This window comes from Riemerella anatipestifer (assembly GCF_009932355.1).
Taxonomy (GTDB): Bacteria; Bacteroidota; Bacteroidia; order Flavobacteriales; family Weeksellaceae; genus Riemerella; species Riemerella anatipestifer_E.
The window spans coordinates 184547-198394 of sequence record NZ_LEKU01000005.1; the positions used below are offsets into that span (position 1 = coordinate 184547).

The following is a 13848-nucleotide window of genomic DNA, read 5'->3' on the forward strand; positions in this document are numbered from 1 at the left end:
AATGAAATCTATTACAATTCAAGGACAGAAAAGAGAAAGCGTAGGCAAAAAATCTACGAAAGCGTTACGCGATGCTGAATTAGTTCCTTGTGTTGTTTATGGAGGTAAAGAACCTTTACATTTTTCTACTGAAGAAAAATCGTTCAAAAACTTGGTTTACACTCCTGAGGCACACACGGTATCTATTGAAGTAAACGGAGAAACTATTCCAGCAGTATTGCAGGATATTCAGTTTCACCCTATTACAGACAGAATCCTTCATGTGGACTTCTATCAGTTAAGCGATGACAAACCAGTGGTTATGGAGGTGCCAGTAAGAATTACAGGTAGATCTAGAGGGGTTGTTGCAGGTGGTGTACTTAGACAATCTTTCAGAAAGCTTAAAGTAAAAGCTCTTCCTGCTAACTTACCAGACGAAATCGTTATAGATGTAACGAAGCTAAGAATTGGTAACAAAACTTATGTAGGTGATATCAAATCTCCAGATTACACATTTATGCACCCAGACAACGCTGTGGTAGTAGCAGTTAAGATGTCTAGAACGGCAATGAAAGGTGGAGCTATTGCTGATGATGACGATGAAGAGGAGGAAGAAGCTGCAGCTGAATAAGATTTAATAAGAATTTATAATCATGAATCCCACTTTTAACAGGTGGGATTTTTATTTTTGTATATAGGAAAGATTATAGAATGTCAAAAGAGAGGCTGGTAGATTTTCTTCCATTGGGAGCTTTTAGTTATGTGGAAAAATGGTGTAATGGTTATTCTGTATTTATTAAAATAACTAAAGATAGAGTGTCTAAGTTGGGGGATTATAAGAAATTAAAAAATAAAGGTCATCAGATTACAATTAACGGAGGACTTGAGAAACCTTTGTTCTTTTTTGTATTAACTCACGAAATAGCACATCTTATAGCATTTGAGAAATATAAAAAGATAGCTCCTCACGGCAAAGAATGGAAGCAAACTTTTAGGGAGCTAATATTAGAAAGCTTGGAAATTTATGATGTTGATTTTCAAAAAATATTATTAAAATTCTCTAAAAATCCTAAGGCAAGTTTTAATGCGAGTCGGGATTTAGAAATGTATTTTAAAAAAGAAAACAGAGATGGAGCTTTATTTATAGAAAATTTAGACGAAGGGCAGATTTTTACTTTCAGAAACGCCAAATTTAGAATGATTGAAAAAAAGAAAAAGCGTTATCTTTGTACTCATCTGGATACAGGGAGGCAATATTTGTTCAGTCCTTTTGCAGAGATTTTAATTGATTAAATAAGAGAAATGGAATATAATAAAAATCACTATTGTGTCATTATGGCAGGGGGGATTGGGAGTCGTTTTTGGCCTCTAAGTACCCAAAGCTATCCTAAGCAATTTCAAGATATACTAGGTGTGGGTAGAACTATGATACAACAAACTTATGACCGAGTATCTAAGTTGATTTCTGCCGAAAATATTTTTGTTATTACTAATAAGGAATATGTTAGCCTAACATCGGAACAGTTACCAAATCTACCCCCGCAAAATATTATAGGAGAGCCTATAATGAAAAACACTGCTGCTTGTAATATCTATATGGCTAATATTATTGCAGAGCAAAATCCAGATGCTCAAATAATAGTTACCCCTGCAGACCACCTTATTTTAAAGGAAGACAGGTTTTTAGACAAAGCTCTATTGGGGTTAAATGTTGCGGCAGAAAACAACTATCTCATCACATTAGGGATTACACCTACCCGTCCAGATACGGGATATGGCTATATTCAGTTTGTAGAAGGGAAAGGTATACCACTACTAAAAGTAAAAACCTTTACCGAAAAACCTAACCTAGAGATTGCTAAAACATTCTTAGAAGCAGGAGATTTTCTTTGGAATGCCGGGATATTTATTTGGTCTGCTAAAAGTATTATAAAAGCATTCTCCAAGCATCTACCTGAGATGAAGCATCTTTTTGATGAATGTGACTACGACGCTAATGAGACTGAACCTAATTGTATAGAAAAAATATATCCAAAAGCAGAAAAAATATCTATCGATAATGGGATTATGGAAAAGGCAGATAATGTCTATGTGATTCCTGCAGACCTTGGTTGGAGCGATTTAGGAACTTGGAATTCTGTTTACGACAATGCTGAAAAAAACAAAGAGCAAAATTCCACCAATTCTAAATATATTTTAACCTATAACTCTAAAGGAAATGTAATAAGGTTAAAAGAAAGTAATAAATTGGCAATTATAGATGGGCTACAAGATTATATAGTGGTAGATACAGAAAAGGCACTACTTATCTGTCCTAGAGAAAATGATCAAAAAATAAAAGATTTTGTTTTAGATTTAAAGAATATCAAAAACGGAGAAGATTTTATGTAGTATTTAAATAAAAACGCTTAAATTTAGCTCAAAATCTATAACAGATGTTGGTAAAAGTTTACGGTAGTGCTATACATGGTGTTTCCGCACAAACCATTACAATAGAGGTTAATGTAGATCAAGGAGTAGGTTACCATTTAGTAGGGTTGCCAGACAATGCTATTAAGGAAAGTAGTCATAGAATTTCCGCTGCACTTAAAAATGTAGGTTATAAATTGCCAGGGAAAAAAATTACCATAAATATGGCTCCTGCCGACCTCAGAAAAGAAGGTTCTGCTTATGATTTAAGCATTGCGTTGGGGATTTTAGCTGCATCTGGTCAGATTATAGCTCCAGAGATAGAGCGGTATCTTATTATGGGAGAGCTTTCGTTAGATGGAGGTTTACAACCAATTAAAGGAGTGTTACCCATTGCAATAAAAGCAAGAGAAGAAGGTTTTAAAGGAATTATTTTACCGAAACAAAACACAAGAGAGGCTGCTATTGTAAACGATTTGGAAGTTTATGGTATAGAAAACATCAAAGAAGTAATAGATTTTTTTAATGAGAACTATCCTTTAGAACCAACTAAAATCAATACACGAGAGGAATTTCATAAAAAAGTAAATCTTTTTCCGTTTGACTTTTCTGAAGTTAAAGGTCAAGAGACCGCTAAAAGAGCAATGGAAGTTGCGGCGGCAGGAGGACATAATATTATTCTCATTGGTCCGCCAGGAAGTGGTAAAACAATGTTAGCAAAACGGATTCCAAGTATTCTTCCTCCTTTAACATTGAAAGAAGCGCTGGAAACCACTAAAATACATTCCGTAGCAGGAAAGATGGGAGCAGAAGCTTCCCTTATGACCATCAGACCTTTTAGGTCGCCGCATCATACTATTTCCGATGTAGCATTAGTAGGTGGCGGCAGTTATCCTCAACCTGGGGAAATTTCTTTGGCTCACAATGGGGTGTTATTTTTAGATGAGATGCCAGAGTTTAAAAGAACCGTTCTAGAAGTTATGAGACAGCCTTTGGAGGATAGAGAAGTTACTATTTCTAGAGCTAAATTTACGGTAAACTATCCTGCTAGTTTTATGCTTGTGGCGTCTATGAATCCTAGCCCTAGCGGATTTTTCCCTGATGACCCTAATAATACCTCTTCTTCTTTTGAGATGCAACGCTACCTTAATAAACTTTCTGGACCTCTCTTGGATAGGATAGATATTCATATAGAAGTTCAAAAAGTGGAATTTGACCAGCTGTCTGACAAAAGAAAAGGAGAGTCTAGCGAGATTATTAGACAAAGAGTTCTAAAGGCAAGAGAAATACAGCAAGAGCGCTATCAAGATTTATCTATTAGCTACAATGCACAGATGGGACCTAAAGAAATAGAGCGTTTTTGTGAGTTAGATGAAGTGTCACTACTTTTAATCAAAAATGCTATGGAAAAACTAAATCTTTCTGCAAGGGCTTATGACCGTATTTTGAAAGTATCTAGAACCATAGCAGATTTGGAAGGAGAAGCCAATATACAAAGCCATCATATTGCGGAAGCTATACAGTATAGAAGTCTAGATAGAGATTTTTGGAAAGTTTAAAATAGCTTTTTTTGTTAAAAAATCTTAAATATCATATTTTTTATATACATTTGTCCTCTCAAAATAGACATTTATAGAGATAACTTTACATTTTTTAATCATTTAATAATTAGTAATAATCAACGGTCTTCCAAGTAAGGAGCTGTGTTTTACTTTGATTTAAATTAAAGGTAAAGTTATGGAAATAATTACGGATAGTCTGCTCATACAAGAGTACCAAAATGGCAATGAAGTTGCCCTAGAAAGGCTTATAGAAAGAAATCAATCTGATCTTTTCAACTTTATTCTTTACAAAGTGCTAGATGAAAGCCTAGCAAATGATATTTTTCAGGATACCTTTATGAAAATTATCGTTAAGCTAAAAAAAGGAGAGTATAAAGATGAGGGCAAATTTATACTTTGGGCAAAGCGTATTGCTCATAACCTGATTATAGACCATTATCGATTGTTATCTAAGCACAAAAAAGTTTCAGAAACCTCATATTCAGATGATGAGTTTTCTATTTTTGACCATATTAGCGAACCTACGGAAAATATAGAGGATTATTTAATTTCTCTTCAGATAAATGAAGACCTTATGAAAATGATACAACTCTTACCAGATAACCAAAAGGAAGTGGTAAAACTCCGTTTTTTTGATGGACTTAGTTTTAAGGAAATTGCAGAGCATACGGATTGTAGTATCAATACCACTTTAGGCAGAGTAAGGTATGCTGTGATGAATCTTAGAAAAATAATGGAAGAAAATCAAATAATTTTAACAAGGTAAATACTAAAAGGTTTAAGCTTTTCGTTCTATGGTAAAGTATATATGCCTATGAAAAAAGTTTATCCTAGTATAGTAAAGGTAAAATTACCCAAACCCTCTACTATAAAATTTTTATTAGATTTCTCAAAATCTTTATCAGTGCTTTCCTCCAAGAAGAGAGTTTATGTACTTCCAAAAAATTAACTAATTTTGTGCCTTATGAAAATAAGGCATATTTTTTTTGATTTAGACAACACGCTTTGGGATCATCGTAAAAATGCGAGACTCACACTCCAAAATCTTTTTAATAAATACTCGATTGAGGATAAAATCAGAGTAGATTTTGAAACCTTTCACGAAGTGTATCATACCATTAACGAAGAGCTTTGGGCTAAAATTAGAGACGGGATTATAGATAAAGAAACATTAAGAAAACATCGTTTTTATGATGTGTTTCTTCATTTTGGATTAGATGATTTTGAGCTGTCTCAAACCTTTGAAAATCTTTTTCTAGATGAGATTATAGAATACAACGAGCTGGTAGAGGGTAGTATTTCTATTTTAGATTATTTAAAAGATAAAGGCTATACTCTTCATATTTTGTCTAATGGTTTTCAGGAGGTTACTCATAGAAAGTTGGAAGGAAGTGACATTGCTCATTACTTTGATACAGTAACAAGTGCAGACGAAATAGGACTAAGAAAACCTCATCCTGAGATTTTCCAACTCTCTTTAGATAAAGCGAAGGCAACGGTGGAGGAGTCCTACTTTATAGGAGATGACTGGATTGCAGATGCTTTGGGTGCTAGAGATTTTGGAATGAAGGTTTTATTTTTTGATGTCTTCAACGAAGGTTTTGAGGAGCAAGGTATTATCAATATTAAATCTTTAGCGGAGGCAGAACATTATCTTTAAAAAATGTACTCCCACAAGGAGTGGTAAAAAATCATTACTTTTGTAAATCCTTTCCTGATAAAGGAAGGGATATTTAATTTTAAAAATTAGAAATACTATGTCAAGAATACTTACGGGAATTCAAGCTACGGGAACACCTCATTTAGGAAATTTGTTAGGAGCGATAATCCCAGCAATAGAGTTATCTAAAAACCCTGAAAATGAATCGTTTTTATTTATTGCCAATATGCATTCTTTAACCCAAATAAAAGATGCAGAGGTATTAAAACAAAACACCTACGAAATAGCGGCTGCTTGGTTGGCTTTTGGTCTTGACACAGAAAAAACTTATTTCTATAGACAAAGTGATATACCTGAGGTGTGTGAATTATCGTGGTATTTGTCTTGCTTTTTCCCTTATCAAAGGCTTACTTTAGCTCATTCATTTAAAGATAAAGCAGACCGTTTGGCAGATGTAAATGCTGGGCTTTTTACTTATCCTGTTCTAATGGCAGCGGACATACTTCTGTACGACGCAGAGATAGTTCCTGTAGGAAAAGACCAGCTGCAACACTTAGAAATGGCGAGAGATATGGGTGCTAGATTTAACAATCAAATGGGTGAAACTTTTGTATTACCACAAGAAGAACTGCAAGAAAATACTAAGTATGTTCCTGGTACTGATGGTAATAAAATGTCTAAATCTAGAGGAAACATCATCAATATATTTTTACCAGAGAAACAGCTTAAAAAACAGGTAATGTCTATAGAAACGGATTCTAAAACTTTAGAAGAGCCTAAAGACCCTGAAACAGATAAAGTATTCGCTTTATACGAGCTAATAGCTACGCCAGAACAAACAGAGCAATTAAGGCAGAAATATTTAGCAGGAAACTTTGGCTACGGACACGCTAAAACAGAACTTCTTAATTTAATTTTAGAAACTTATTCAAAGGAGAGGGAGCTATTTAATTATTATATGACTCACCTTGATGAGCTAGAAGCTAAACTAAAAGAAGGAGCAGAAAAAACTAGAAAAGTAGCAGCAGAAACTTTAGCTAGGGTGAGAAAAAACCTAGGAATGTAGTTGTTAGGTCATTTGCTAAAGATTTTGTAATATTGAAAAAAACTAAATGCTAGAACTTATATTTTCTGCTATCGGCTTAGGGCTAATGTTGAGCTTGGTTTTTATAGGACCTATCTTTTTCCTACTTATAGAAACTAGCTTTTCGCGTGGAGCAAGGCATGCATTAACCTTAGATATAGGAGTTATAACTGCAGATTTGGTTTGTATTTTGGTGGCCTACTTTGCAAGTGATGATTTAGTAGAGATTATAGACGAATATCCTAGCTTTTATAGAATTACGGCTTTTATTATCTTCATTTATGGGATTTTTATGATAGTCTCCAAAACTAAAATGAGGATAGAGGGAGGACAGAAAATCATCAGTCAAAATTATTTTAAAACTTTTTTAAATGGCTTTTTATTGAATATTCTTAATATAGGTGTAGTTTTATTTTGGTTGGTTACTGTAATATCAGTGCGAAACCAATATCCTAATCCGTATAAATTTACATTATATATTGGAATTATGATAGCCACCTACATTGGGATAGATTTAATTAAAATCCTTTTAGCAAAGCAGTTTCATTATAAATTGACCCAAAACTTAGCTAATAAAATACGGAGTACTGTGGGAGGGATATTGGTTATCATTAGTGTATTTATATTTATGCAGAGCTTCAAAAAATTTAATAAGTTTGACCAAGAGTTAGAAAGAAGCGGCTATGTGAGGGATTCTCTAAAAAACAGAAAATAATTGTATATGATAACATTTCCCGAAAAACTAAAAAAAGGAGCTAAAATAGGCATTATTTCTCCCGCAGGTGCCGTAGAGGCTTCACAAATACAAGCAGGTATAGAACGAATACAATCTAAAGGATATGAGTCTATTTTAAGTCCGCATTGCTTGGGGATTTTTAAGAATGGATACAATTATTCTGGAACAGAAAAAGAACGCTTATCAGACATCAATTGGGCATTTTCTAACTCAGAGCTTTCAGCAGTATGGACAACTAGAGGAGGTTATGGTTGTCAACATCTCATTAAAAAGATTAAGTTATCTGCTTTCAGAGAGAATCCTAAATGGTATATAGGTTATTCGGACAATACTGTAATCCAAAGCTATCTTCTAAAAAACGGATTTGCTAGTATACACGGGCAAACACTTAAAACCGCTTCGTTTGGGGTATCGGAAGAAAGTTATCAGCTTATTTTTGATGTTCTTGAGGGGACACTTCCTAAATATAAAATCACACCACATTCATTTAATAAAGAAGGTGTTGCAGAAGGCATTTTAATAGGTGGAAATTTGGCTTTGGTTTATGCCTTATTGGGAAGTCCATATTCTTTTAATTTTAAAGATAAAATCCTTTTTATAGAAGATATAGGCGAAAACTTTTATGCCCTTGATAGAATGCTGATGGGGCTAGAACTTGCAGGAGCATTCAGAAAAATAAAAGGGCTTATCATAGGTGGTATGACGAATATGGGCTCCGAAACCGATAATCCAAACTATGAAGACAGCTTTGATAGCTTTGCTTATGAAATTGTGAAACAAAGATTGGAGAAATATAAAATCCCTGTGATGTATCAGTTTCCTAATGGGCATATCTATCATAATTTGCCGCTTATTTTGGGAGCTTCGGTTCGCCTTGAAATTACCTCTGAAAAAGCAGAACTTTTTTATCTATAAATAATGGCAGAGCATAATGATTTTGGAAAGGAAGCCGAAAATCAAGCCATATTTTTCTTAGAACAAAAGGGCTATAATATCATAGCCAAGAACTTTAGATACCTTAAAGCAGAGCTAGATATTATTGCCGAAAAAGATAATACTCTAGTGGTGGTAGAAGTTAAAGCGAGGCAACACAGTACTTTGGTAGAGCCTCACGAAGCAGTGAACAGGCGAAAAATAAAACTCATTATCTCTGCCACTAACGAATTTCTACAAAGCTATCCGAAAAATGTGGAAGTAAGATTTGACATTGTTTCCATTATTAAAACATCTCAAAATGCGTTTGAAATCACTCATATAGAAAGTGCCTTTGAAAGTATAGATGGATAGGTTTATTTTTAGGCTTTACTTTTGTCTAAAATATGTACCTTTGGGAAGTAACTTTTCTAAAAAATAAAAATTGACCATACCTTTTGAACCTATAGTATTTGGAGTAAAATTAAATATCCATTTGATTTTGGAGTATTTAGCATTTTTTGTTGGCTTTAGATATTATGTATGGTTGAGAAAGTCGGTGCAGGACACTATACCCAGCCAAAATAGAGTTTCTATTATTTTGGGAGCTATCATTGGAGCTTTCTTAGGCTCTCGGCTAATTGGCTTTTTAGAGAATCCAGTTTTGATTGATTTCAGTCCTAATCAACTAATCCAATTATTCAACACCAAGACTATTATGGGCGGATTATTTGGCGGACTTATTGGGGTTGAAGTAATGAAAAAGATAATCAAGGAAAAACAATCTTCGGGAGACCTATTTACCTTTCCTATTATCGTTGGGATTATTATTGGTCGATTTGGTTGTTTTCTTACTGGAATTAATGAATTTACTTATGGAAAAGAAACCAAACTTTTTACAGGAATGGATTTGGGAGACGGGCTCTATAGACACCCTGTTTCTTTATATGAAATAATATTTTTGGTGTTTCTTTTTCTATTTTTGAAAAAAAATAAAGTAACTTTACAGAAAGAGAATGGCTTACTATTTAAAATATTTATGCTGTCTTATTTCGGTTTTCGATTTATAATTGAATTTATTAAGCCTAATATTTTCTATACTTTAGGTTTAAGCAGTATCCAATGGCTTTGCATAGTTTGTTGGATTTATTACTACCCTACCATTAAAAAAATAATAAAAAATGCCTACTAGAAAATACACTTATTACGACTATACCCTTAGTTTGTGTCCTGAATGTTTAAAGCGTATTGATGCTAAAATTGTATTTGAAGACAACAGGGTTTATATGCTTAAAAGATGTCCTGAACATGGTAATTCTAAAGTGTTAATTGCTGATGATATAGCGTATTATAAGAACATCAGAAACTATAACAAACCTTCTGAAATGCCATATAAGTTTAATACTAAAACCCATTATGGCTGTCCCTACGACTGTGGATTGTGTCCCGATCATGAGCAGCATTCGTGTCTTACAGTTGTGGAAATAACAGACCGTTGTAATTTAACCTGTCCTACTTGCTACGCAGGTTCGTCTCCTACTTATGGAAGACATAGAACTTTAGAAGAGGTAAAAACGATGTTAGATACCATCGTTAGAAATGAGAAGGAGCCTGATGTGGTGCAAATAAGTGGAGGAGAGCCTACAATACACCCTCAGTTTTTTGAGATATTGGATTACGCCAAAACGCTTCCAATAAAACATCTTATGGTAAATACCAACGGGATTAGTATTGCTAAAGATTTCGAATTTGCAAAACGCTTAAAAGGCTATGCTCCTGACTTTGAAATTTATTTACAGTTTGATTCTTTTAAAGAAGAGGCTTTATTATCACTGCGAGGAGCTACTCTAAAGAAAATTAGAGAAAAAGCAATAGAACATTTAAACGAATTAAACCTCTCAACTACTTTAGTAGTCACCCTACAAAAAGGGCTTAATGATGATGAAATGGGTGAGATAATAGAGTATGGGCTTAAACAAAAATGTGTAAGAGGAGTTACTTTTCAACCTACGCAAATAGCAGGAAGATTAGAACATTTTAATCATGAAACCGACCGAATTACACTCACAGAGGTTCGTAGAAAGATATTGGAACAGACGGATATATTTACACCAGATGATTTAATTCCTGTTCCGTGCAATCCAGATGCATTGGCGATGGGCTACGTATTAAAACTAAATGGAAATAATATCCCACTTACAAGATATATTAACCCTGCAGACTTGCTAGATAATAGTAAAAATACCATTGTGTATGAGCAAGATGAAGCACTGCATCAAAAAATGTTTGAGATATTTAGCACAGGGACATCTACTGATAAGGCTTCTTCTAAATTGCATAGTCTTTTGTGTTGTCTTCCTTTTGTGGAAGCTCCTAATTTAGGATATGATAACTTATTCAGAATTATTATTATGCAATTTATTGATGCTTATAATTTTGATGTTCGTGCCATAAAAAAATCTTGCGTACACATTGTAAATAAAGACAATACCATTATACCTTTTGAAACTATGAATTTGTTTTACAGAGACGAAAAGGTAGACTATTTGAACCAATTAAAAAAAGAAATATGACATTAGAAGAATTGCCCTATATTATAGTAGCCCTCTTGGCAATATCAAGCCCAGCTATACTTTTTGGTATTATAGGTATCTTGGTAAAAAAACAGAACCCTAAAGCAGCTAAAGTCTTTTTTAATTTAATATGGGTGTATTTCATATTATTTTTCATATTACTTATAATAGGTATTGGTATCTGTGGAGGATTTAAATAACCATTTTTTCTAAGGTGAATAATTTGTGCCAGAAAGTTTAACAAAATATCTTAATTTATAAGAGCATCTTTGAAAGATGAGGTTTGTAGATGTCGCATGTGTTTGATTATGAAATGATTTTATAGGATTCAGTTAGATAAATTAAAAAAACAAATATGACAATATTAGAAGCTGGTAATTTAAATGGATTAGTTGCTCTTATGATGATAATAATGTTTGGTCCTCCGTTATTATTTAGCATTATAGGGATTCTTTTGAGGAAAAAAAATCCTAAAGTGGCTAATATATTTTTTATTCTAGCTGGAGTATATATCATAATAGGCATTGGCATTTGTGGAGGATTATTTTAAGTATTTTAATAATAAATAGCCGTTCACTCATTTAAAACTACCATTCAGTAAGATATTTTTCTTTAAGGCAAATGTCCGTTTTACATTTGCATCAGAAAGTTTAACAATAAAATATCTTATTATGAAAAACAAAGTTTTAAACACAAAGAAATGGGTTGAGGTTTTAGCCGTAGTAGTTAGTACAGGTTTTGCACACGCACAAACCGATTATCAATCTCAACTACAAAAGAGCATTGTTCAGATGGAACAATCCAAAAATGCCTAAGAGTTGGCTCTTGTAATTAGAGAGTTGGTGGTAATACTGTTCAATCCCAACACAAATTAAAAACAACTAAATAATTAAAAAGTATGGAACAAACAATTAAGATACTTATTTATATTCACGCTTTTTTTGGAGGACTTGGTTTAATAACAGGAATGATAAGTATTTTCGTGAAAAAAGGAGGTTTTAATCACAAAAGAACGGGGAAAATATTTTCATACACAATGATAATAAGTTCATTGATTTCACTTATTGTAGCCAGAATGCCCAATCACGAGAATTTATTTTTATTTCTAATCGGAATATTTACAATTTATCTGATTCTGGCAGGAAACCGAGCATTGACATTAAAGAATAAGACTAAAACCAAAGCAGACTGGATTGACAAGCTAGTATCTGGAATAATGCTTTTAGTTTCAATTGGAATGTTAATACTTGGAATTATTGGAATGATTCAGAAAATTGAAAATAGTATATTATATCTTTTCTTTGGTGGCTTTGGGGTGTTTATGACAATAAGAGATTTTCAAACTTTTCAGGTTTTTACCGAAAAGAAAGATGCTTGGTTAATTAGTCATTTAGGACGAATGATGGGAGCATTGATAGCTTCTGTAACCGCTTTTTTAGTTGCTGGATTACATATTGGAACAACATTAGTTTGGATTATGCCGACAATTTTAGGAACGGTTTACATTGTACATTGGAACAGACGATTGAAATCAAAAAATAAAAGCAAAATCGAGCTTGACAAATAAGCATTACCATCAACAAGGTATTGCCAAAATCGGGTTGAAGTTGTTTTTTATAAAATTTTGTTTATTTTCGAAGAGTGATTTCAGTTGAAGTTGGGTGCTAAGAAGCCTCGCTTTCGGCAATACTCCAACCATTTCCGCCGCCCCCTATTTTTTATAATTATGGGTAATGAACTCGCAGCTATTCGATTTAGCTGAACACACCAACCCAAGTCTCTTTCTCACAGAAAAAGCTGGAACGGACAAAACCACCTTCCTCAACCATTTCGTTAAAAACACCCAAAAAACATTGGGGGCAAAACAAAAATCAACTGGGGAAACAAAAAAATATCTGGGGTGATAGACCAACAAGGTGGGACGACTCAAAAAAATAGCGGGCAACATAAAAATAAGGTGGGGTAAAAGAATAATGACAATGGGCAACATAAATGGTTGATAAAAAACAGGAAAACAACTTGGGGCGATAGAAGAATGAATGGTTTTTATCCATAAAATTGAACATAATTCAAAAAAACTGAACGTACATCATTAAAATTCCTTAAAATGGTTTTGAAATTCCTCACATAGGGCTTAAATAGGTAAGTTTTACAGTTCAGTTACCCAATAGTACCGTTCAGTAAGATATTTTTCTTTAGGGTAAAGGTTCGTTTTACATTTGCATCAGAAAGTTTAACAAAAAAATATCTTATTATGAAAAACAAAGTTTTAAACACAAAGAAATGGGTCGCTGTTTTAGCAGTAGTTGTTAGCACAGGTTTTGCACACGCACAAACCGATTATCAATCTCAACTACAAAAGAGCATTGTTCAGATGGAACAATCCAAAAATGCCCAAGAGTTGGCTCCTGTAACTAAAGCGTTTGCGAAAATAGCCGAGGAAAATCCTAACCAGTGGTTGCCTTACTATTATGCGAGTTACAATAGTGTAATGGAAGGGTTCAGAGGTAATTACGCCGATAAAGCCAAACTAGAAACACTAGCCAACCAAGCTGAAGAATGGATGAAAAAGGCAGAAGCCCTTTCGCCTGAAAATGCAGAGATTTATATTCTCAAAGCTCGCATCAATGGATTGAGAATGATGATAAATCCACAGAAATATTATGCGACTGATGGCAAATCTTATGGCGAAAATTTAGCGAAGGCTAAAAAACTTAGCCCAAATAATCCTAGAATTACTTTGCTGGAAGCTGAAACAGTGTACTATACACCAAAAGAACACGGTGGAAGTAAGGAACTTGGTTTAAAACTATTTGAAAAAGCCTTAAAACAGTTTGAAACCCAAGAAGCCGAACAAAAACTATTACCTCATTGGGGCAAGAAAGAGGCTCAGTATTTCTTATCTTTGAAGTAAATATAAATATTTTGGTGAG

18 protein-coding genes are annotated in these 13848 nt (G+C 33.6%); all 18 read left to right on the forward strand.

The window, feature by feature from the left end; genetic code table 11:
• Position 1 precedes the first annotated feature (1 nt).
• The 18 genes from GXW81_RS01985 (at position 2) to GXW81_RS02060 (ending at position 13829) form a co-directional block, all read left to right on the forward strand.
• On the forward strand, positions 2-610 hold the full coding sequence (locus GXW81_RS01985) for a 50S ribosomal protein L25/general stress protein Ctc (protein WP_004916215.1): 609 nt from the start codon (positions 2-4) through the stop codon (positions 608-610).
• Positions 611-690: 80 nt separating this feature from the next.
• The gene (locus GXW81_RS01990) at positions 691-1272 is read left to right on the forward strand and encodes a SprT-like domain-containing protein (protein WP_049334464.1); all 582 of its coding nucleotides are present in this window, start codon (positions 691-693) and stop codon (positions 1270-1272) included.
• 9 nt (positions 1273-1281) lie between these two features.
• A complete protein-coding gene (locus GXW81_RS01995) occupies positions 1282-2370 on the forward strand; it encodes a mannose-1-phosphate guanylyltransferase (RefSeq protein WP_161530973.1) in 1089 nt (362 codons plus the stop codon).
• A 44-nt stretch (positions 2371-2414) separates the two neighbouring features.
• Positions 2415-3947 (forward strand): YifB family Mg chelatase-like AAA ATPase, encoded by a 1533-nt coding sequence (locus GXW81_RS02000; RefSeq protein ID WP_161530974.1) that lies wholly within the window; start codon positions 2415-2417, stop codon positions 3945-3947.
• Positions 3948-4125: 178 nt separating this feature from the next.
• Entirely contained in the window at positions 4126-4716 is a 591-nt protein-coding gene (locus GXW81_RS02005) for an RNA polymerase sigma factor (protein ID WP_161530975.1), read from the forward strand.
• Between the two features lie 198 nt (positions 4717-4914).
• Positions 4915-5610 (forward strand): HAD family hydrolase, encoded by a 696-nt coding sequence (locus GXW81_RS02010; RefSeq protein ID WP_161530976.1) that lies wholly within the window; start codon positions 4915-4917, stop codon positions 5608-5610.
• A 97-nt stretch (positions 5611-5707) separates the two neighbouring features.
• Positions 5708-6676, forward strand: coding sequence for a tryptophan--tRNA ligase (trpS, locus tag GXW81_RS02015; RefSeq protein WP_014937644.1), 969 nt, complete (start codon positions 5708-5710; stop codon positions 6674-6676).
• 46 nt (positions 6677-6722) lie between these two features.
• Positions 6723-7409 carry a LysE family translocator gene (locus GXW81_RS02020; protein WP_161530977.1) on the forward strand — a complete coding sequence of 229 codons (687 nt, stop codon included), beginning with the start codon at positions 6723-6725 and terminating at the stop codon, positions 7407-7409.
• A 6-nt stretch (positions 7410-7415) separates the two neighbouring features.
• A complete protein-coding gene (locus GXW81_RS02025; RefSeq protein WP_161530978.1) occupies positions 7416-8345 on the forward strand; it encodes an LD-carboxypeptidase in 930 nt (309 codons plus the stop codon).
• 3 nt (positions 8346-8348) lie between these two features.
• Positions 8349-8717, forward strand: coding sequence for a YraN family protein (locus GXW81_RS02030; RefSeq protein ID WP_161530979.1), 369 nt, complete (start codon positions 8349-8351; stop codon positions 8715-8717).
• Positions 8718-8787: 70 nt separating this feature from the next.
• Entirely contained in the window at positions 8788-9534 is a 747-nt protein-coding gene (locus tag GXW81_RS02035; RefSeq protein WP_161530980.1) for a prolipoprotein diacylglyceryl transferase, read from the forward strand.
• Positions 9524-10915, forward strand: coding sequence for a radical SAM protein (locus GXW81_RS02040; protein ID WP_161530981.1), 1392 nt, complete (start codon positions 9524-9526; stop codon positions 10913-10915). Before GXW81_RS02035 ends, GXW81_RS02040 begins: the two co-directional genes overlap by 11 nt.
• The gene (locus tag GXW81_RS02045) at positions 10912-11115 is read left to right on the forward strand and encodes a hypothetical protein (protein WP_161530982.1); all 204 of its coding nucleotides are present in this window, start codon (positions 10912-10914) and stop codon (positions 11113-11115) included. Before GXW81_RS02040 ends, GXW81_RS02045 begins: the two co-directional genes overlap by 4 nt.
• Positions 11116-11270: 155 nt before the next feature.
• Complete coding sequence (locus GXW81_RS02050; protein ID WP_161530983.1) at positions 11271-11465, forward strand: hypothetical protein; 195 nt, start codon at positions 11271-11273, stop codon at positions 11463-11465.
• Positions 11466-11586: 121 nt separating this feature from the next.
• Positions 11587-11730 carry a hypothetical protein gene (locus GXW81_RS10335; RefSeq protein WP_185153007.1) on the forward strand — a complete coding sequence of 48 codons (144 nt, stop codon included), beginning with the start codon at positions 11587-11589 and terminating at the stop codon, positions 11728-11730.
• 83 nt (positions 11731-11813) lie between these two features.
• Entirely contained in the window at positions 11814-12482 is a 669-nt protein-coding gene (locus tag GXW81_RS02055) for a hypothetical protein (RefSeq protein ID WP_161530984.1), read from the forward strand.
• Between the two features lie 166 nt (positions 12483-12648).
• Positions 12649-12819 (forward strand): hypothetical protein, encoded by a 171-nt coding sequence (locus tag GXW81_RS10340; RefSeq protein ID WP_185153008.1) that lies wholly within the window; start codon positions 12649-12651, stop codon positions 12817-12819.
• Positions 12820-13169: 350 nt separating this feature from the next.
• Positions 13170-13829: a hypothetical protein gene (locus GXW81_RS02060; RefSeq protein WP_161530985.1), complete on the forward strand. Its 660-nt coding sequence runs from the start codon at positions 13170-13172 to the stop codon at positions 13827-13829.
• The last annotated feature ends 19 nt before the right edge of the window (positions 13830-13848 follow it).